Annotated in this window: 17 protein-coding genes and 1 riboswitch; of the genes, 12 read left to right on the top strand and 5 right to left on the bottom strand. The window is 37.9% G+C overall.

Annotation, left to right across the window (positions count from 1 at the left end; all coding sequences use genetic code 11):
* The first annotated feature begins 55 nt into the window (after window positions 1-55).
* On the top strand, window positions 56-1132 hold the full coding sequence (murG, locus tag OPF91_RS11460) for an undecaprenyldiphospho-muramoylpentapeptide beta-N-acetylglucosaminyltransferase (protein WP_264988881.1): 1077 nt from the start codon (window positions 56-58) through the stop codon (window positions 1130-1132).
* A gap of 157 nt (window positions 1133-1289) precedes the next feature.
* Here the strand turns inward: murG and OPF91_RS11455 are convergent, their stop codons facing one another.
* Window positions 1290-1838: a GNAT family N-acetyltransferase gene (locus OPF91_RS11455; RefSeq protein WP_264988880.1), complete on the bottom strand. Its 549-nt coding sequence runs from the start codon at window positions 1836-1838 to the stop codon at window positions 1290-1292.
* 511 nt (window positions 1839-2349) lie between these two features.
* Between OPF91_RS11455 and OPF91_RS11450 the strand changes: the two genes are divergently transcribed.
* The 9 genes from OPF91_RS11450 (at window position 2350) to OPF91_RS11410 (ending at window position 14653) form a co-directional block, all read left to right on the top strand.
* Window positions 2350-4368: a diguanylate cyclase domain-containing protein gene (locus tag OPF91_RS11450; RefSeq protein ID WP_264988879.1), complete on the top strand. Its 2019-nt coding sequence runs from the start codon at window positions 2350-2352 to the stop codon at window positions 4366-4368.
* A gap of 98 nt (window positions 4369-4466) precedes the next feature.
* Entirely contained in the window at window positions 4467-5141 is a 675-nt protein-coding gene (locus OPF91_RS11445; RefSeq protein ID WP_264988878.1) for a response regulator transcription factor, read from the top strand.
* Window positions 5138-6535 (top strand): sensor histidine kinase, encoded by a 1398-nt coding sequence (locus OPF91_RS11440; RefSeq protein ID WP_264988877.1) that lies wholly within the window; start codon window positions 5138-5140, stop codon window positions 6533-6535. The genes OPF91_RS11445 and OPF91_RS11440 overlap by 4 nt, the downstream gene beginning before the upstream one ends.
* A gap of 288 nt (window positions 6536-6823) precedes the next feature.
* Window positions 6824-9649, top strand: a complete 2826-nt coding sequence (locus tag OPF91_RS11435) for a 2-oxoglutarate dehydrogenase E1 component (protein WP_264988876.1) — start codon at window positions 6824-6826, stop codon at window positions 9647-9649.
* 88 nt (window positions 9650-9737) lie between these two features.
* Entirely contained in the window at window positions 9738-10982 is a 1245-nt protein-coding gene (gene odhB, locus OPF91_RS11430; protein WP_264988875.1) for a 2-oxoglutarate dehydrogenase complex dihydrolipoyllysine-residue succinyltransferase, read from the top strand.
* 388 nt (window positions 10983-11370) lie between these two features.
* Window positions 11371-11558: riboswitch (Lysine riboswitch) on the top strand.
* A gap of 168 nt (window positions 11559-11726) precedes the next feature.
* Entirely contained in the window at window positions 11727-12575 is an 849-nt protein-coding gene (locus tag OPF91_RS11425) for a transporter substrate-binding domain-containing protein (protein WP_264988874.1), read from the top strand.
* A 129-nt stretch (window positions 12576-12704) separates the two neighbouring features.
* Entirely contained in the window at window positions 12705-13430 is a 726-nt protein-coding gene (locus OPF91_RS11420; protein ID WP_264988873.1) for an amino acid ABC transporter permease, read from the top strand.
* A 12-nt stretch (window positions 13431-13442) separates the two neighbouring features.
* Window positions 13443-14174: an amino acid ABC transporter ATP-binding protein gene (locus OPF91_RS11415; RefSeq protein ID WP_264988872.1), complete on the top strand. Its 732-nt coding sequence runs from the start codon at window positions 13443-13445 to the stop codon at window positions 14172-14174.
* Between the two features lie 281 nt (window positions 14175-14455).
* Window positions 14456-14653 (top strand): DUF6501 family protein, encoded by a 198-nt coding sequence (locus OPF91_RS11410; RefSeq protein ID WP_264988871.1) that lies wholly within the window; start codon window positions 14456-14458, stop codon window positions 14651-14653.
* 31 nt (window positions 14654-14684) lie between these two features.
* On the opposite strand, the gene OPF91_RS11405 is transcribed toward OPF91_RS11410, so the two are convergent.
* From OPF91_RS11405 to OPF91_RS11390, 4 genes are all read right to left on the bottom strand, one after another.
* Window positions 14685-15728, bottom strand: coding sequence for a toxic anion resistance protein (locus tag OPF91_RS11405; RefSeq protein ID WP_264988870.1), 1044 nt, complete (start codon window positions 15726-15728; stop codon window positions 14685-14687).
* Window positions 15725-16375 (bottom strand): 5-bromo-4-chloroindolyl phosphate hydrolysis family protein, encoded by a 651-nt coding sequence (locus OPF91_RS11400; protein WP_264988869.1) that lies wholly within the window; start codon window positions 16373-16375, stop codon window positions 15725-15727. Before OPF91_RS11400 ends, OPF91_RS11405 begins: the two co-directional genes overlap by 4 nt.
* Window positions 16376-16563: 188 nt before the next feature.
* Window positions 16564-16845 (bottom strand): acylphosphatase, encoded by a 282-nt coding sequence (locus tag OPF91_RS11395; protein ID WP_264988868.1) that lies wholly within the window; start codon window positions 16843-16845, stop codon window positions 16564-16566.
* Between the two features lie 16 nt (window positions 16846-16861).
* Window positions 16862-18589 carry a methyl-accepting chemotaxis protein gene (locus OPF91_RS11390; protein WP_264988867.1) on the bottom strand — a complete coding sequence of 576 codons (1728 nt, stop codon included), beginning with the start codon at window positions 18587-18589 and terminating at the stop codon, window positions 16862-16864.
* A 92-nt stretch (window positions 18590-18681) separates the two neighbouring features.
* Between OPF91_RS11390 and OPF91_RS11385 the strand changes: the two genes are divergently transcribed.
* A complete protein-coding gene (locus OPF91_RS11385) occupies window positions 18682-19008 on the top strand; it encodes a DUF1033 family protein (protein ID WP_264988866.1) in 327 nt (108 codons plus the stop codon).
* Between the two features lie 210 nt (window positions 19009-19218).
* Complete coding sequence (locus tag OPF91_RS11380) at window positions 19219-19419, top strand: cold-shock protein (protein WP_004230088.1); 201 nt, start codon at window positions 19219-19221, stop codon at window positions 19417-19419.
* The last annotated feature ends 18 nt before the right edge of the window (window positions 19420-19437 follow it).

The raw sequence follows: 19437 nt of genomic DNA, 5'->3' as shown, positions 1-19437 counted from the left end.
AGTAAAATAAAAGACTAGAGAGAACATGAAGATCGTTTTGAATAGGAGAATTAATGTGAAAGAACAAACAATTATGTTAACAGGTGGGGGCACAGCGGGGCATGTATCGCTGAATCAAGCGATTATCCCATCTTTACAGCAACTTGGTTATGCTGTTCATTATATTGGCTCAGAGCAGGGCATTGAAAAAGAATTAATTGGCGATGCCTTTCCGAATGTGCCTTTTTACGGCATTGCAAGTGGCAAATTACGCCGTTACTTTTCTATGAAAAACTTTACCGATCCGTTTAAAGTCGTGGCAGGTATGATGCAAGCTTTACGCATTATCAAAAAAGTAAAGCCTCAAGTTATTTTTTCAAAAGGTGGCTTTGTTTCAGTTCCTGTGGTGATGGCGGCGAAATTAGCGGGTGTTCCTGTGGTTGTCCATGAATCAGATGTGACACCAGGCTTAGCGAATAAAATTGCCTTACCATTTGCTTCTCATATTTTTACAATTTTTGAGGAAACATTAAAGCATGTACCACAAGATAAGGCAACATGTACAGGCTCAATTATTCGTCCAGCGCTCTTTACAGGTAATCGGACAAAAGGGCTGACATTGTGCGGATTTACAGGCGAAAAACCTGTACTGCTTGTCATGGGAGGAAGCTTAGGGTCAGTTGTTGTCAATGACGCCCTTCGTCAAAATTTACCTGAGCTATTAAAGCGTTTTTCGATTATTCATTTATGTGGTAAAGGCAATCTTGACCAAACATTGGTGGATACAGTAGGCTATAAGCAATTTGAATATGTGACAACGGAATTACCTAATTTATTGCATGCTGCTGATTTTGTTGTATCACGTGCAGGTTCAAACTCTATTTTTGAATTTTTAGCCTTACATAAGCCGATGTTACTGATTCCATTGTCTGCGCAAAAAAGCCGCGGTGACCAAATTTTAAACGCAAAACTTTTTCAAAAACAAGGCTTTGCGGATGTTTTGATAGAGGAAGAGCTGACAAAAGACTCCTTTATGCAAGCGATAGAGTCATTAGTAGGGCGACAATCACAAATGATATTGACGATGGAGCAAACACAGCGTCCTAAAACACCAGATGAAATGGTGCAGTTAATTTTGCAATACAAAAAATAAGCCATTACGTTCCAGCATAATGGCGTCTATATTTTTTATAAGCTTGCAAAAAATTGTTGCTGCTGCTATGTTTTACTCAAGCTTTCGCAAAAAAATGGCTGAATCAAGATAAAAAGCGATGTTTGACTGTTTATGACAGCCAACATCGCTTTTTGCTTTACATTGCTTGTTCTTCTTCCTCTACCTGCTCGTGGGCAGTTGTTAAATAAAATAAATCTTTTGGAATTTTATATAAGTTATACTGTGCTTCACCACTGTTAACTTGTGCTAATAATGTTGGATGACTATCATTCGCTTCCAGTACATACGGTAATTTTAAAGCAGCACGCTGTGATCGTACGTTGTTTACACGAATACGTAAGAAAACCGTATGGAATTGATAGTCAAAAAATAATTCATTTAAAAATAATAACTTTGCTTTTTGATTATATCCTTTCCCTTGATAGGGAAGTCCGATCCACGTACCTAAAAATCCAGCACCATCTTCTACGTCATGAATGCTGATTGTACCGATTGGCTGTCCCCATTCATCTGTAATTGTGCGAGAAATCGTTAGGCCTTGTGCCTCTTCTTCAATAAGCTGTTTTGTCATAAACCAATATTCATCAGCTGATGTCGCTTTTTGGCGGACAAATGGAAAAACAGCAGGGTGTGATAATAGTTCATAAAGCTCAGTACATTCATGTAGGTCTCGATGTTTAAGCATGCGAAACGCCTCCTTTGCAAGGGTAGTTAAAACAATTCCATTCAAACAATCCATCAACTAAAATTCGTGCAGGAATTCAAACCCAAAGAACTAGACGTTACAACTATGAAAACCATAATCTTCCGTTGTCTTACTGATTTTGACCGTACCGAAAAAAGGCTAGTTTTACTAATATAATATAACAGTGACAAGTCATTCTGCAATTATTTTATTCGCATTTTGATAAGTATTTTTAAGGTGTACTAGTACAAAAATTTCTATAGGGCATTATCATGTATACTATGTCAACTTCTGCATGAAAATGCCGATAACATATACGGCATTATGAGGGGATCACTTCCTGATTTTGATAACGATAAATGACGTTATATTATGGTATACTAATATTACTAGAAGCCTTTAGTTACATAGGTCAACAGTCATAAAATAACAATTGACACAGCATTCAATTTTAAATATAGAAGAAAACTAATTAGGCAATTGTAGCTAAATAAAATAGAGGGGGAATAGCATGGAGAATTTTTTAAGCGAGCATGTGTTTAATGAATTATTTATGGGCAAAGATTTTGCTTTCTTAATGAAAAAGATAGGAAATGACTATCAATATATTCGCTTAAATCAAGCAGCTCAAACTTTGTTAACAAATGAAGCTGTAGGTAAAATGCTTTCTACCGTGACGTCAGAACGTACCTTTACCTTAGTTCGAGCAAATTATGATTTGGCTATCGCCACACAACAACAGGTTGATTATATGGATTATGTTTTCATACAATCTGAACAGCGGAAATATGAAACAACAGTCCGCCCGTTACGCCATCAAGAGGAAGATTATATTTTAGCCATTACGAAGGAAATTCGTTATGAGCGAAAGATTGAAGATAAATTTTTATTTATGCGTTCCGTATTTGACCGCTCGTTTATTTCTACAGCCATTTTATCCCAAGAAGGCACGATTTATGAAGTGAATGCCCGTTTTGTAGAAGATTTTGGCTTACATGCTGAGGATGTGAAATCACAGCCTTTTAGCAAGTTGCCCATTATTACGGAGCAAGAGGCAGCTAAAATGGACACATATATACAAAACGTAGTCGCTGGCAAAGTGATTGGTCAGAAAATTATTCGACTTCGCACACTTGACCAGCAAGAACGTGTATATTTGATTTCATTTTCCTCATTTACCTATGATGCAGACTCTTTAGCCATTTTTCTTGTGATGCAAGACTTAACGATGTTTACTGAACAAGAAGTGGAGTTGCGTTCAAAAACACATCATTTAGAAGTATTTAAAGCCGCATTGAACTTTGCAACAGCGATTGCGATTTTAGATGTAGATGGCAATATTGAAGAAATTAATGAATTGTTTTTGAATGCATTAGGCTACACGGCAGATGAAATCATTGGACAGCCCTATCATCTTATTGACCCTCGCACTTCAGAACAAAGTGTGACAACGATGATTGCTAGCATTAAAGACGGTAAGGTTTGGCGTGGTGAACTATGTTTCCGCACAAAATATCTTGTAGATTACTGGGTAGAAGCAGTTATTATTCCATTGAAGGATGAACAAGGGCAAATTACGCAATACTTATCCATTAATTATGATATTACGGACAAGAAAAGAATGTTCATTGAATTGAAAAATACGGAGCGTACATTCCGACTCATTACAGAAAATACAAATGATTTAATTGTGATTACGGATGAAGACGGTATTATTATGTATGCATCGCCGTCGTATCAGCTTTATTTAGGTTACCGAAATGTTGAATTACAAGGACATTTTTACAGTAATATTTTGGCGGACGAAAGCAAAGCTGTATGGCAAGCATTTTTAACAGATTATAAGGATCAACATGATACACAGTTGGAGTTATTGTTAAAAGCAAAGGACGGCTCAACACGATGGTCAGAAGGCAATATAACGATTGTGAATGATCCAAAGCGTGAGAAAGTGTCACAAATTATGATGCTATCGAGAGAAATTACACATCGTAAGGAATGGGAAAACGATTTACTTTACCTTGCTTATCATGACACACTGACACAGCTACCTAATCGTCGTTATTTAGCAAAGGAATTTCCTGTGATTTTAGATAAAATGACGAGCAATCAGCATTCTTTAGCATTATTTTTCATTGATGGCGACGATTTTAAAGATGTCAATGATAATTATGGACATGATATGGGGGATGAATTCATCCGTAAGTTTGGGCAAGTATTAATTACATCCATACGTAGTCATGATTTAGTGATTCGTATCGGTGGCGATGAATTTGTCGTGGTCTTAACTGGTTTAGCAGGGGACCAAGAGAAACGGCATGTACAAACGATGCATATTATCGAGCGAATCCGTGAAGGATTACGACGTGGCTGGACAATCGAAGGTCATGATTTTGCACCGACTGCTTCAATGGGCATTGCTTATTATCCTGAACATGGTCATACATTGGACCAATTATTAGAGCGAGCAGACCAAGCTTTGTATAAAGCAAAGGAGCAGGGGAAAGATCATTTATGTATAGCTGAATAATCATACGATTGGTCTGTAGGACATGTGCACCATTACTTGTCCGACAGGCTTTTTCTTTGATACTATAACAATGAAATATGAAGATAGAAGGTGAGTACATGCCAAAAAAAATACTGTTGGTGGAAGATGAAAAACATATTGCCCGATTTGTTGAGCTTGAATTACAGCATGAGGGCTACGATATTCGTGTGGCAGCAGATGGACGTGAAGGCTTGGCACTAGCTGCTTCAGAAACGTTTGATGTCCTATTATTGGACGTCATGCTACCTAGTATCAATGGCATCGAAATCTGTCGTCGTGTTCGCACACAATCTGATGTACCGATTTTATTGCTAACAGCGAGAGATGCAGTGATGGACCGTGTAGCAGGTTTAGATGCAGGAGCAGACGATTATTTAGTGAAACCGTTCGCTATTGAGGAACTGCTTGCCCGTATTCGCACGATTTTACGCCGTGTCACGCCAACTGAAACAACAGGTGAAGCACTGACCTGTCGGGACATTGTGATGGATGTAGCAGCCTATGAGGTGGAAATAAAGGGGAGCAAGCTAGAGTTAACGAAAACGGAATTTGATTTATTAAAATTATTAATCGAGCGCAAAAATAAGGTTTGTACCCGAGAGCTTATTTTGACAACGGTATGGGGCTATGATACGGATGTTGAAACAAATGTAGTCGATGTGTATATTCGCCATTTACGTACGAAGCTACCAGGTGGGATGAATACTTATATTGAAACCGTTCGAGGAGTTGGGTATGTGATGCGAGAATGAAAAAACTACAAGAATGGATGCGTCATCAATCATTACAGCGTAAATGGATGATTACATCAAGTGCAGTCATCTTTTTTAGCTATGCCATTATTTGTTTTGTCGTTTATTTAGCACTTCATACATGGCTATTGAACGATGAGGAAAGCAAAGTAAAGCGCACAAGTGATGATGTCGCCGCTTTTTTAGCTTCCCAAGGACCCAATATTACGATTGAGCAAATTCAGCAAAATACAGGACTGCTAAATGCCATTGTGGATCGTGAGCAAACGGTGAGCTTGTTGACGATAAAAGGTGTGCCCGTGTTACGCATTAATGATACTGCACCAGTCGCTCCTTTAACATTGACAGAGGAAATACTAGAAACGACGCTTGATCAAACCGATGTGTATGTCATCAATGAGCCAATTCAGCTTGGCTTTTTTCAAGGCTATATTCAAGTCATTCATCCATTGTCTAAATTCCAGTCTTTGATGAAATATGTGTTAACAGCTATGCTAATTGCTGGGCTTGGCGCATTGGTACTATCAGGCTCTATTGGTTATTATTTAGCAAGTTATTTGATGCGTCCATTACAAGCATTACGTACATCGATGAAAACGGTGACAGATACAGGCTTTAATGAGCCGATTCAGCTAGCACATACATCTCATGATGAAATTGGCGATTTATTAAAGATGTATAATCATATGATGAATGAGCTACAAATTTCGTTTACTCAGCAGCAGCAATTTGTTACAGATGCTTCTCATGAGCTACGTACACCGATTCAAGTAATTGAAGGGCATTTGTCGTTATTGAAAAGATGGGGCAAAAATGATCCAGCTATTTTAGAGGAATCGATTGATACATCACTGTCTGAAATTGTGCGAATGCGTAAAATGATTGAGGAGTTATTGGAGTTGGCACGACGTGAGGAGAAGGATGATAGTAGTGAAGCGGATGCAATAACCGTTATAGAAGCGGTCATAGAGGATATGCAGCAATTGTATCCCACTGCCAAGATACAATGGACGCAGAAAGAGGAAGTAGGTCGATTATTTATTACTGAAAATGCACTTGGTCAAATTGTGCGAAATTTAGTGGAAAATGCGATTCGTTATTGTGAAAATACACCACAGATTGAACTAGATTTATCGAAGATAGGGCAAGAGGCTGTGTTGAAAGTTGCTGATAATGGTATTGGTATGATTGCTGAACAAATACCCCATATTTTTGATCGCTTTTATCGTGTGGATAAGGCAAGGAATCGTCAACAAGGTGGAACAGGTTTAGGATTAAGTATTACGAAAATGTTACTAGAAAAATATAATGGTTCCATTACTGTACAAAGTGAACCAACAATGGGCAGTATTTTTTCCGTGCATATTCCATTAAAAAATAGCGATGAAATATAAAATGTATTTTTTGTCATTTACTAGATAAAAAGTGCGATTTTGATCAAAAAAAACATGCTAAAAATAGATAGTTTCCAGCATTATTTCCGCCTTTACGAAAAAAATTGCTGAATTTGCTAAAAAGAGTTGTATTTTTTGTGAAGCGTAGTAAGATTGAAATGGAAAAAATGTTCTTGCCGTGATGGAATGAGTGTATGAACCATCCTTTAAAAGAGCGGTAAAATATTATATAATAAATTGTAATTTACAATGGAACTGCCGACAGGCAAAATTTGGAGGTCATTTTTCATGTCGAACAACGTTACACCTGTAAGTTCCCCATGGTCAGCTTTTGCGGGTCCTAACTTAGGATATGTGATGGAGCAGTATGACTTGTTCTTACAGTCTCCTGAAGAAGTAGAGCCAGAGCTTGCATTATTATTTCAACAATTTGGCGCACCAGTAGTGGTAGAAGGGGAAGTAGCGGTAGCAGCTAGTCCCGCAGCGGCTCCAACTGGTGATTTACAAAAAACATTAGCCGCAATCCATTTAGCAGATGCGATTCGTCGTCATGGGCATTTAGCTGCTGATATTTATCCATTAAATAATCGTGCGCGTAACACAAAGCAAATTGAAGAAAGCGCATTCCATTTGAGTGCACAAGATTTAGCTGCGATACCAGCAACAGTATTCTTCAAAGATGTGCCAGCTAATGTGAAAAATGGCAAAGATGCAATCGATTATTTAAAAGCAGTTTATACAGACAAAGTCGCATTTGAATATCGACATGTTGTAGTTCCAGAAGAGCGTGATTGGATTCAATCTAAAATTGAATCAGGCTTTTTCAAACAAGCACAAGCACCTGAAAGTAAAAAAGCAATTTTAGATCGTTTATCACATGTAGAAAGCTTTGAAAAATTCATTCATAAAACATTTGTTGGTCAAAAACGTTTCTCAGGTGAAGGGTTAGATACACAAATTATCCTACTCGATGAAATTTTAAACACGGCAGAGGCAAACCGTGTAGAAAAAGTGCGCATTGGGATGGCACACCGTGGTCGTTTAAATGTATTAACACATATTTTACACAAACCGTATGACATGATGTTCTCTGATTTTGCACATGTAGCAAATCATTTATTTATGCCAGAAGATGGGCGACTTGAAATTACAAAAGGCTGGACAGGTGATGTGAAGTACCATATGGGTGCCAATTACACGCGTGAGTCAGGTATGAAAGTAAAACTTAGTTATAACCCATCACATTTAGAAGTGGCGAACCCTGTTGTTCTTGGTGCGACACGTGCGACACAGGATGATACAACACAATCAGGGCCAGTACAGCACGATAGCTCAAAAGGTTTAGGCATCTTACTTCATGGTGATGCCGCATTCCCAGGACAGGGGATTGTGACAGAAGTGATGAACTTTGCCAAAACAGAAGGCTTTACAACAGGTGGTACAATTCACATTATTGCCAATAACATGATTGGTTTTACAACAGAATTGTATGATTCACGTTCAACTGTGTACTCATCTGACCCTGCAAAAGGCTATGAAATTCCTGTTGTACATGTGAATGCAGATAGTCCAGAAGCTGTTGTCCAAGTAGGACAATTTGCGGCAGAATACCGACAAAAATTTGGTAAAGATATTGTCATTGATTTAATTGGTTACCGCCGTCATGGTCATAATGAAACAGATGATCCAACAGTGACAAATCCTGAAACATATAAATTAGTGGCACAGCATGAAACAGTTCGTGCATTATATGGTGCACAATTAGTAACAGAGGGGCTTGTAACAGCAGAAGAAGTCGCGGCAGTGGATGTGGCAGCTTATGCAGAAATGCAGGCAGCTTACGATCATGTGAAGGAAATGCAGGCACAAGATGATCATCAACAACCAGAAATGCCTGAAGAGCTAAAAATCGAATTTCCACAAGTGAAAACGGCTGTAGCGATGGAGCGTTTAACTAAAATTAATGACGAATTATTAGTGTTTGAAGAAAACTTTGAACCTCAAAAAAAATTAGGTAAAATTTTAGAAAAACGCCGTGATGCCTTTACATCAGCAAAAATCGATTGGGGACATGCAGAAACATTAGCATATGCAACGATTATTCAAGATGGCACACCAATCCGTTTTACAGGTCAAGATGCACAACGTGGTACGTTCTCACAGCGTCACCTTGTGTTACATGATAAAAACAATAGTAAAGAATTTACACCATTACACCATATTTCAGATGCTAATGCCTCGTTTGTTGTGTATAACTCACCACTAACAGAAGCGGGTGTTGTTGGTTTTGAATATGGCTATAGCTTAGAGAAAAGCAATGCTCTAGTTGTGTGGGAAGCACAATTTGGTGATTTTGCGAATATGGCACAAGTGATGTTTGATAACTTTATTTCAGGTGCACGTGCAAAATGGGGACAAAAATCGGGGTTAGTGATGTTATTACCACACGGTTATGAGGGGCAAGGGCCTGAGCATTCATCAAGCCGTATGGAACGTTTCTTGCAAATGTCAGCAGAGAATAACTGGTTTGTAGTGAACTGTTCAAATGCAGGTAACTATTACCACTTATTACGCCGCCAAGCAGCATTACTAGGTACAGAAGGTGTTCGTCCACTTGTTGTCGTATCACCGAAGTATTTGCTACGCCATCCATTAGCAGCAGCAAGTGCAGAGCAATTAGCAACAGGCTCATTCCAAGAAGTGATTGAACAACCAGGCTTAGGTACAAATGTAGAAGCAGTGGAACGCATTGTTTTAGGAACAGGAAAAGTGATGATTGATTTAGCTGACCATGTTAAAAATGGTGAAGGTTTCGATCACTTACACATTATTCGTGTAGAACAGCTTTACCCATTCCCAAAAGCGCAAGTTGCGGCTATCATCGCTAAATATCCAAATGTTCAAGAAGTTGTATGGGTACAAGAAGAGCCGAAAAACCAAGGTTCATGGAATTATGCATTGGAGACATTGTATGAGCTTGCAGAAGGGAAAAAACTACGCTATGTAGGACGCCCAACAATGAGCTCTACGTCTGAGGGAGATGCAGATTCACATAAAGCCGCTCAAGCAGCATTGATTGAAGCAGCAGTTGCAGAGCCAGTAAAGGTTAAATAAGTTTTGAACTAATAAACTCGGGCTACTTGCCTTAGGTAGTAGCCCTTTGATGTGCAAATAAGCACGTAAATTAAAGGAGGAAATGAAAGTGGCTGACATTAAAGTCCCTGAATTAGCAGAATCGATTACAGAAGGTACAATTGCCCAGTGGGTTAAAAAAGTGGGCGATCGTGTGGAAAAAGGTGAATTCATCGTTGAATTAGAAACAGATAAAGTAAACGCTGAAATCATTTCAGAAGAAGCAGGGGTATTAACACAAATTTTAGCTGAAGAAGGCGATACAGTACTTGTAGGCCAAGTAATAGCAGTTGTTCAAGCAGGAGAAGGTGCAGCACCAGCACCAGTGGCTCCAGTTGAAGTAACACCTGCGCCAGCAGCACCACAAGCAGCTGCTTCTGCACCAGTTGCAACGTCTGTTGTCGAAGAATCGACAGGTGAACGTGTAATTGCTTCTCCAGCAGCACGTAAACTGGCACGTGAAAAAGGTATTGACCTTGCAGCCGTTTCACCAGTAGATCCACAAGGACGTGTACGTGTACAAGATGTATCTGCACATGGCACAGCACCAGTAGTAGCAGCGCCTGTTGTGACACCAGCGAATGGTCCAGTTGTGTTTGCACCTGCTTCAGAAACAGATCGTGTCACAATTGAGAAAATGTCTCGTCGTCGTCAAACAATTGCAAAACGTTTATTAGAAGTAAAACAATCAACAGCGATGTTAACAACATTTAATGAGATTGATATGACAAACGTGATGGCATTGCGTAAACGTAAACTAGAGCAATTTGTGAAAGATAATGATATTAAACTAGGTTTTATGTCATTCTTCACAAAAGCAGTAGTAGCAGCATTGAAAAAATATCCATATGTAAATGCACAAATTCAAGGTGATGAAATTCACTTAAATAACTTCTTCGATATCGGTATTGCTGTATCGACAGAAGAAGGTCTAGTTGTGCCTGTAGTTCGTGATGCAAATAGCAAAAACTTTGCAGAAATTGAGAAAAATATTGCAGAGCTAGCTGGTAAAGCGCGCGATAAAAAACTAGGTCTAAATGATATGGCAGGTGGCTCATTCACTATCACAAATGGTGGTGTGTTCGGTTCACTTATGTCTACACCAATCATGAATGGTACACAAGCAGGAATTTTAGGTATGCACTCGATCGTTCAACGCCCAGTAGCAATTAACGGTGAAGTAGAAATCCGCCCAATGATGTATGTGGCTCTGTCTTATGACCACCGAATTATTGATGGGAAAGATTCTGTTGGTTTCTTAAAAACGGTGAAAGAACTAATTGAGAACCCAGAAGATTTATTATTAAACTCTTAATAGATAAAGGCTCTCTTGCTTAGGCAAGGGAGCTTTTTCGTATTTTTGTGGTAAAGTGATAGATAGGCTCTTTAAAGCTGGTTGATGAAGGGGATAGGATATGCATAAAATTCGTGAAAAATTTATATTTTATAATAATTTGTATGCCGATTACTAAGCTAATGAATGTGACCATTTTACGTAGCCAGTATGACAGTATATTTTTATTCCCAGCGTTTATTTTATTTATTATTGTTACGGTTATATATATGAATAGCAAAATAGAACAGCCACAAAAATAAATCTTATGCGCCATTGTCAGAAAAATGCTAAAATACGCTTGACGGATGCAGAATAATTATAGTAGTATCTATGTATCAATTAAATATATAAACCTCACTTTAGACATGGGTGAGGTAGAGGCGCGATATTTATTAGTTTATTGTTGAGTTACAAGCAAGCGAAGACGCAATGAAGAAGGAACTATCGCCGAAGTGTAAAAGGAGCTCGTACTTTTATGCTGGGTCTGTATTGAATAAGTACAGAACTGTCCTAGTGAATATTTTTCCAATTTTACTAGGTTGTGCTATCTCGGAAACATGGGAATATAAGTGAGGATTTGGGCAACTGTCGATAAAAGTAAGACCTAGGTTCATAGCTTAGGTCTTTTTTGGTACAGTTGTCTTATTTTTTTGGAGGCAGCGAGTTATTTTCTCGACTGTCTATACTTTTAAAAAAAGAAATTACGTAAAAGGAGTGTTTGACATGAAAAAATTATGGATGGTCATCACATTGATGCTAGTACTAGTATTAGCGGCGTGTGGGACAGGGGACAAAAAAAGTGGATCAGAGGATATTGGCCGTGATGAAGAAACAAGCGGTGGTGAATTCCGTGTTGGGATGGAAGCAGGCTATGCACCATTTAACTGGACACAGCAAGACGATGCGAATGGTGCAGTGAAAATCGCAGATAATGCTGAATATGCAGGTGGCTATGATGTACAAATGGCGAAAAAAATCGCTGAAGGCCTAGGTAAAGAATTAGTCATTGTGAAAATGGAGTGGGACGGCTTAGTGCCAGCACTACAATCTAACAAAATTGATGCGATTGTGGCAGGTATGTCACCTACAGAGGAACGTAAGCAAACAATTGACTTTACCGAAAATTACTACACTTCCGATTTTGTTATGGTTATTAAAAAAGGTAGTAAGTACGAAGAAGCAAAATCAATCCAGGATTTTGCAGGTGCAAAAGTGACATCTCAATTGAACACATCGAATTACACAGTCATTGATCAAATTAAAGGGGTAGAGAAGCAAACAGCAATGGATAGCTTCCCAGCAATGCGTGTAGCATTAGAGGCGGGTAAAATCGATGGTTATGTAGCAGAACGTCCAGAAGGTATTTCAGCACAGCAAGCGAATGATAAGTTTACATTTGTGTCATTTGAAGAAGGTTTTGATACAGACATTTCGAATACATCGATTGCAGTAGGTATGCGTAAAGGTGATGCCGATTTAGATAAAATCAACGAAATTTTAAAAGGCATTTCTGAAGACGAGCGTCAAAAAATAATGGAAGAAGCAATTTCACAACAACCAGCAGCACAATAAGGCTTAGAACGGGCTGTGATATACAGCCCGTACTAGCTATTAAAAAGGCATAAATGTCCCGTGTAAGCTCCAGCTATTGAGGAGCAGCCCGAGACGGAATGGATTTTGCAGCGAGAAAAGAGGGACAACATGAGTCTTGAATGGATTATTTCAATTGTTCAAAACAACTGGCAAATGTTTTTACGTGGTGCCTATTATACATTACTGATTTCTGTTATTGGTACAATTATTGGTGCATTAATAGGGTTTTTCATCGGAATTATGCATACGATTAAAATTCGTAAAAAGGGTATCAAATTTTATAGTTTGAAGCTCGTTAATTTTATTTTGACATGCTATGTGGAATTTTTCCGTGGTACACCAATGATTGTACAAGCAATGGTTATGTATTACGGTTTAGATATAGCATTTGGTATTGATATGCATTTTATTACGGCTGGAATTTTAGTCGTATCCTTAAATACAGGAGCATATATGGCTGAAATTGTGCGCGGTGGTATTGTATCCATTGATAGAGGGCAATATGAGGCAGCATCAGCGATTGGTATGAATCATTTACAAATTATGCTGAATGTTGTGTTACCACAGGTGGCACGTAATGTTTTACCTGCAACAGGCAATCAATTAATTATGAACATTAAAGATACAGCTGTACTGAATGTTATTAGTGTAACAGAGCTATTCTTCCAAACAAAATCGATAGCAGGTAATAACTTCCGCTATTTTGAATCATTTTTTGTGGCGTGTGTACTCTATTTCATTATGACATTTACAGCATCAAGAATTTTACTATATGTTGAAAAACGTTTAGATGGGCCAGATGCCTATCAAAAACAATCGAAAGAAACGTTATAGGGGGACGAACAAATGACAGTCATTAAAATCGAGCATTTAAGTAAATCATTTGGGCGTAACCAAGTGTTAAAGGATGTTAATTTTCAAGTAGAAAAAGGCGAGGTTGTCTGTTTAATCGGCTCATCTGGCTCAGGAAAATCTACCTTACTACGCTGTATTAATTTGTTAGAAATACCGAGCGGTGGGCAAATTATTTACCAAGGTGAAAATATTTTAGATGAAAAGCATAATATTCAAGAATATCGTACACATTTAGGAATGGTGTTCCAGCAATTTAATTTATTTAATAATCATAATGTCCTAACGAATTGTACGGTTGGCCAAATTAAAGTATTGAAGCGTTCAAAGGCAGAAGCAGAAAAGATTGCCTTAAACTACTTACAAATTGTTGGCATGGATCAATATGTTCATGCGAAGCCCCGTCAGCTTTCAGGTGGTCAAAAACAACGTGTAGCGATTGCGCGTGCGTTGTCGATGAATCCTGATGTGATGTTATTCGATGAACCGACTTCTGCATTAGATCCAGAGATGGTAGGAGAAGTGTTAAAAGTCATGCGTCGATTGGCAGACGAGGGGAATACGATGCTCATTGTGACACATGAAATGGAGTTTGCTAAAGAAGTAGCAGACCGTGTCGTATTTATGGACAAAGGTGTGATTGTAGAAGAGGGACCGCCTGCGCAGGTACTTGTCAATCCAAAGCACGAACGTACCAAGGAATTTTTAAAACGAACATTAAAATAAGTGAGCATATAAAAAGCTCACTTATTTTCTCGAATTCCACTCAGCATATAATACGAAGCAAATCGCAAATGCTACAGCAATGATGAAAAACCATTGTGGTAGACCGCCAAAGCTCATAAATAGAACACCTCACAATGAATGATATTTGTCCAAATATGGCATGAAGCTTAGAACCATTACTGAACGGTGATAAAATACTTTTTTCTCCACAAAGACTTGAGAATAGTATAAAATAAATAGTAGACGATAGCGTAATGCTAGTAAAGAGAGGTAGAGAAACAATGTTACATTTAAAATGGAAAGATGCGCCTACAATTCGTACAGTGACATGTAAGCATACAAATGCATCTAAATATTTAGTATCCAACGTTTTAACAGTCGGCAAAGAATATGAAGTGAAAAATGAAACAGAGGAATTCGTATTCATTATCGACAATACAGGTCTTATCGGTGGCTATTATAAAGACTACTTCGCTTAAAACAAAAGGATGGTTCAGTATGATGACTGAATCATCCTTTTTTTAGTAACTGCTGTTTTTCCTGCTCTGTTCGTTGATGCAATGTCGCAACATCTTGAATAGCCGCTTGTAATTCAAGCTGTGTGGCTTTAAAAGTTGCAACCTGTTGCTGGAAGGCGGGGTTCGTTAAGCGCTCATTTGCTTGTGAGAGCCGTTCCTCTAGCTGTGTATAGTGATGATCCATTTGCATAGAGAGCATCATAGCTAATTGGCTTTTCCATAAAGGAATCAATGTAACAATCGAAAATTGAATTTTCTCTGCCAATGTTTGATTGGCTTGCTGAATCATGCGAATTTGTGGTGCACTTTGCAGGGCAACTTGCTGTGAAATTTGCAGGTCATAAATACGCTGATCTAAACGCTCCAATTGTGCTACAAAATCATTTAATTGCTGAACGGCTAAAGCTTGCTGTGCTGTTTGGGCGTGTGTAATTTTCGCAGGAAGCTCTGCTTCAATTACTTGGTGCTTCTTCATTTGTCCTGCTGCAATCGCTGTCGCTAATTCCTCAAAGAAAGCATGATTTTGTGTATACAACTCCTCTAGAAATTCAATATCTTGAAGCAGTTGCAGTTGAGCACGTTCTAATTGCACACCGATACGCTCTACTTGAATACTTATGCGTTCAAATTCCGTCAATGTTTGCTTGATAGTGGGAGCCGTTTTTGAGCCAAACCATTTTTGCATCAATGTTTGTTTTTTAGGCTCTAATACGGTTGGATCTACACGATCAAGTGTCTGCATTAGAGAGTCCAGCATTTGTCCAATTTTCGTGACGTCTTTTTGTTTGACTTGCGCAAGCATACGATCCGCAAATTGAGAAAGCCCTCGCTGTGTATGTTGTCCTAATGTTAAAATCGAGTCAAAACTATCCATTTGTAACTGACCTGCATACACTAAAGCTTGACTTTGCGCAAAAGGCGATAGCGTGTTATAGGTCGCCATCGCCTCTGTTTTATCTGCTGTTAAATACATTTGTACAAGTGGGGAAACACCTTGCAATGTTTGCAATTGCCATCCATAATCATTCGTCGTCATTTATCCTCGCCTCGCCATTCTAATTGCTCTCTACGTCTATTATTGGAACGATTCGCAAATTCAATTTCCATTTGTAGATGGTCGATATCGTCAGCAAGCGCATCCTTTAAATCACCTTTAATCGTGTCATTTAAGTCTGTCAATGTATCACGTGTTTTAGACAAGGTTAATTGAATTTCAGCATCTTTGACAGGTTGTTTAGAGAGTAAAGAATATTTTTCTGTTAGTTCCACTGCAGAGGGAAGGTGGGCATAAAAAAATGACTCTACTTGATAAAATTTACGTGGCTCTGTTTTCACGATTTTCATAATATTTTTGGAGACACGTGTAATTTCTAGTAATTGTTTAAAGGCAGAAATCGAACGCACACGTAAATAATTTTGATTTAATGTTTGAAGTTGCTTATTAGCGGTTGTAAGCAATGCACTAATATGTTGATATTCTTCTTTTGTAATACCTGTAAGTTGCATAAATTTGCGCCTTTGTCTATATTTTAGCAGCGTTGTGCTCGCTGTATAGGTCCCAGCAAATAATAAACTACCAAGGAAGAGTCCTGGGTTGGTCGCAATGGCTGTAATGGAAACAGTCGTCAATGATAGTAAAAAGCTCGCAGTATGTCTAGAAAAAAAATGTCCAACAGTGAGCATGATTCTTCCTCCTTGTCTCAGTGTATCTATAGTTGTATTACGAAATATTCGACAAAAAGTTTCACAAAGTCTTATATAAAGTTTACAGCGAATTGCTCTTTTTCTCAATGAAAATACTTGTCGGTATAATGGTGAATCATCAAGTGAGATAGGCACATGTCAATGTTGTCATAAAAAAGAGCCAAACATTAAACAATGTCTGACTCCATGCGTACATAGCCTTTAAGATCATCGTATATTTCCAATGTAAAGGAATTAGAATCCGCTTGTAAGCTTACACCTTTTTGTACAAAGTGAAGGAATTCATCAATTGCTTTTTGAGGGCCTTCGACTTCTACTTCAATTTGTTCTTGTTGATTCAGCTTGCAATAGCCCTTTAACCCTAATTCCATCGCTTTTTGTTTGATGAAAAAACGATAGCCTGTGCCATAGACATCTCCAAAAAATTTAATCAATGCTCGTTTATACACGTCATATCCTCCTTCGTTAATGTCCAGCTCGCTCATTTTCTAAATAGGCAATTAAATGATTGATATGGTAGAGAACTTGCTCAGACGCTTGCTCGATATCTTTTAAATGTATCTCAGCTTGTTGAATATTTCCAGCTTTATAGGCTTCAACAGCGAGTTTAGCTGATTGATGTACATGTGCATGATGAATGTCTAAATCACGATAGTCCTGCAAATGTCCAAAGCGTTTGATAGATCGTTCAGATGTATACCATTTACCAAGACGGCAATCTTTATGGGAGGAAATGTCGTTCACTTCAATATGTTCAAGCTTCAAGAACATATTATAAATGCGCCATTTCCATAAAATATGGTCAGCTTTGGATAATTGCAATAGAGCAATAGATGATAACTGAATATTATTATTGGCAATAATATCATTGCGGAAGCGGTTCAATTCTTTTCCTAGCAAATGAATATCACTGGACGTATTTTGACTATAGCGGCGAATATCTTCCTGTAAATCTGCAATAGCTAGCATCCTTGCTGATACTTCATCGATAGCAGCTGCTTGTTCTTCAGAGATGGCTGCCGTATTTGTCACATCGACATTAATATCTTCAATAATTTGCACAATGACATTCAATAACGGCAGGGAGTCTTTTGCTTCTACAACTGCCTCTTTAATGATCGTTGTTGTATCTGTAATAGAGGTAGAGACATCATTGGAATAATGTTTTAAATGCTGCACATTTGCTGACACATCACTCAATGCAGATACTGTATTTTCAGCTAGCTTGCGAACTTCCTGTGCGACAACAGCAAAACCTTTACCATGCTCACCAGCACGTGCAGCTTCAATGGATGCATTTAATGCTAATAAATTGGTTTGGTCAGCTATTTGATTGATAAGTGTCACGACATTTTCGATATCATTGACACGTTTTTGTAATTCTGTAAAGGATGCGACAATTGTTGTAAACGTTTGCTCTGTTTTGAAAATATCAGCGAGTGCATGTTCAATGGCATTTTTCCCATTCACTGCATGAGCGACAGATTCCGTTGTTTTTTCTGAAATATGAGAAGCCATACGTGCCACTTCGTTAATAGAGGCAGCAATTTCCTCTGTTGCTGCGGTAGATGATTGAATTTCATCATTTTGTTTATCTAAGCTAAATACTAAGTCTTTCATATACATGATTTTTGCATTGGTATCCATTAAAGAAGAAATTTCACTCACAACGTTTTCAAGCACTCGCTCTGTTAATACTTCCACAAGCAATTCCTGATCTACATTGACAGCAGCTTGGAAGGATTTTAATAATTCAAATGCTTTTTGTGGCTTCAAGCCGAAATTATGTAAAATATAAGTTGTAATATAAAAGGCGAATTGATTGAAGATAACAATTAATTTGCCTGGTTCATAGTTATTTTTTCTGAATAAATTGAAAAATGTCACGACACGATCGACATATGTATCATCACGAGTAGCTAAGAAAAATTGTGTCAAGTACTCCTGAATATCTTCTTCACGAATAGCTAGCTGAGAAGAAGGGGATAGCTCCTGTAAGTATGTCTTAAAAATCGTATTCATAGAAGGAGTAATGTTCGTTAATTTATGGTATAGCGTTTGTAAATTTTGTTCATCTTGTGATCGAAAATGGTTAAATGCTAACGTTTGATGAAATCTACCTGTTGCTTGTAAATCAGTACCTCGCTGTAGTAGTTCATCAATTTCTGCCTTAGGGCGAATAGCTGAAAACATATCGTATACCTACCTCCAAAATAATGAATATCAAGAATATGATAGCATATTCCAAGTGCTTTTAATAGACATTTCAATGGTGTTTGTGAATAATGAAACTATCTTATGAGGATAGGAATGGTCATTTGTATACAATTGTTTATATGAAAGCAGATTATGAACCGTGGTGGCAATTTGAAGGGTGGCAGCAATGGATTCAAACAGAGGAAACCTTTGAGACGAAAGAACAATTTGAAGCAGTGTTGCAACAAAAGCTCCAACATTTTCGTTCAATCTATCAGCATGAAGCAGTAAAAGAGGACAAATATTGGGCATTTTGGTCTGATAATGAAATGTGTTACTGTGATTCCTGTGATGATGATGTACAAATTTATCACGGGATTATCGCCATGCAAACGACTGATTTGAAGGAATTTTAAAATAAATCAAAAAACATTTTTTCTTTATTTGACAAATTTATGAATGAGAGTTATACTGAATGTAACAATTTAATTGCTTCACCGGAAACATGAATTCACATATTACAAAAAGTGATCGCGTTAGTTCGGTACTCTTTGTAATATGTGAATTTTTTTCATTCGTTGAAGAAATTACATATTGTTTACTTTTATTTTTGGAGGTTTTCTTAAATGAAACAAGGTACAGTAAAATGGTTTAACTCAGAAAAAGGTTTTGGATTCATCGAAGTTGAAGGCGAAAACGATGTATTCGTACACTTCTCAGCTATCCAAGGCGAAGGTTTCAAAACTCTTGACGAAGGTCAAAAAGTTGAGTTCGAAGTTGTAGATGGCAACCGCGGACCACAAGCTGCTAACGTAACTAAACTTTAATTCTCGGTAATTAAAATT

The sequence above is a fragment of the Lysinibacillus piscis genome (genome assembly GCF_026012395.1).
GTDB classification, from domain to species: Bacteria; Bacillota; Bacilli; order Bacillales_A; family Planococcaceae; genus Lysinibacillus; species Lysinibacillus piscis.
This window is presented reverse-complemented; position numbering and strand designations above follow the sequence as displayed.

What these genes read in the sequence shown, in the direction of transcription:
- OPF91_RS11455 (WP_264988880.1), bottom strand. Translation starts at nt 1,838, where the DNA reads ATGCTTAAACATCGAGACCTACATGAATGTACTGAGCTTTATGAACTA.
- OPF91_RS11450 (WP_264988879.1), top strand. Translation starts at nt 2,350, where the DNA reads ATGGAGAATTTTTTAAGCGAGCATGTGTTTAATGAATTATTTATGGGC.
- OPF91_RS11445 (WP_264988878.1), top strand. Translation starts at nt 4,467, where the DNA reads ATGCCAAAAAAAATACTGTTGGTGGAAGATGAAAAACATATTGCCCGA.
- OPF91_RS11440 (WP_264988877.1), top strand. Translation starts at nt 5,138, where the DNA reads ATGAAAAAACTACAAGAATGGATGCGTCATCAATCATTACAGCGTAAA.
- OPF91_RS11435 (WP_264988876.1), top strand. Translation starts at nt 6,824, where the DNA reads ATGTCGAACAACGTTACACCTGTAAGTTCCCCATGGTCAGCTTTTGCG.
- OPF91_RS11425 (WP_264988874.1), top strand. Translation starts at nt 11,727, where the DNA reads ATGAAAAAATTATGGATGGTCATCACATTGATGCTAGTACTAGTATTA.
- OPF91_RS11420 (WP_264988873.1), top strand. Translation starts at nt 12,705, where the DNA reads ATGAGTCTTGAATGGATTATTTCAATTGTTCAAAACAACTGGCAAATG.
- OPF91_RS11415 (WP_264988872.1), top strand. Translation starts at nt 13,443, where the DNA reads ATGACAGTCATTAAAATCGAGCATTTAAGTAAATCATTTGGGCGTAAC.
- OPF91_RS11410 (WP_264988871.1), top strand. Translation starts at nt 14,456, where the DNA reads ATGTTACATTTAAAATGGAAAGATGCGCCTACAATTCGTACAGTGACA.
- OPF91_RS11405 (WP_264988870.1), bottom strand. Translation starts at nt 15,728, where the DNA reads ATGACGACGAATGATTATGGATGGCAATTGCAAACATTGCAAGGTGTT.
- OPF91_RS11400 (WP_264988869.1), bottom strand. Translation starts at nt 16,375, where the DNA reads ATGCTCACTGTTGGACATTTTTTTTCTAGACATACTGCGAGCTTTTTA.
- OPF91_RS11390 (WP_264988867.1), bottom strand. Translation starts at nt 18,589, where the DNA reads ATGTTTTCAGCTATTCGCCCTAAGGCAGAAATTGATGAACTACTACAG.
- OPF91_RS11385 (WP_264988866.1), top strand. Translation starts at nt 18,682, where the DNA reads ATGAAACTATCTTATGAGGATAGGAATGGTCATTTGTATACAATTGTT.
- OPF91_RS11380 (WP_004230088.1), top strand. Translation starts at nt 19,219, where the DNA reads ATGAAACAAGGTACAGTAAAATGGTTTAACTCAGAAAAAGGTTTTGGA.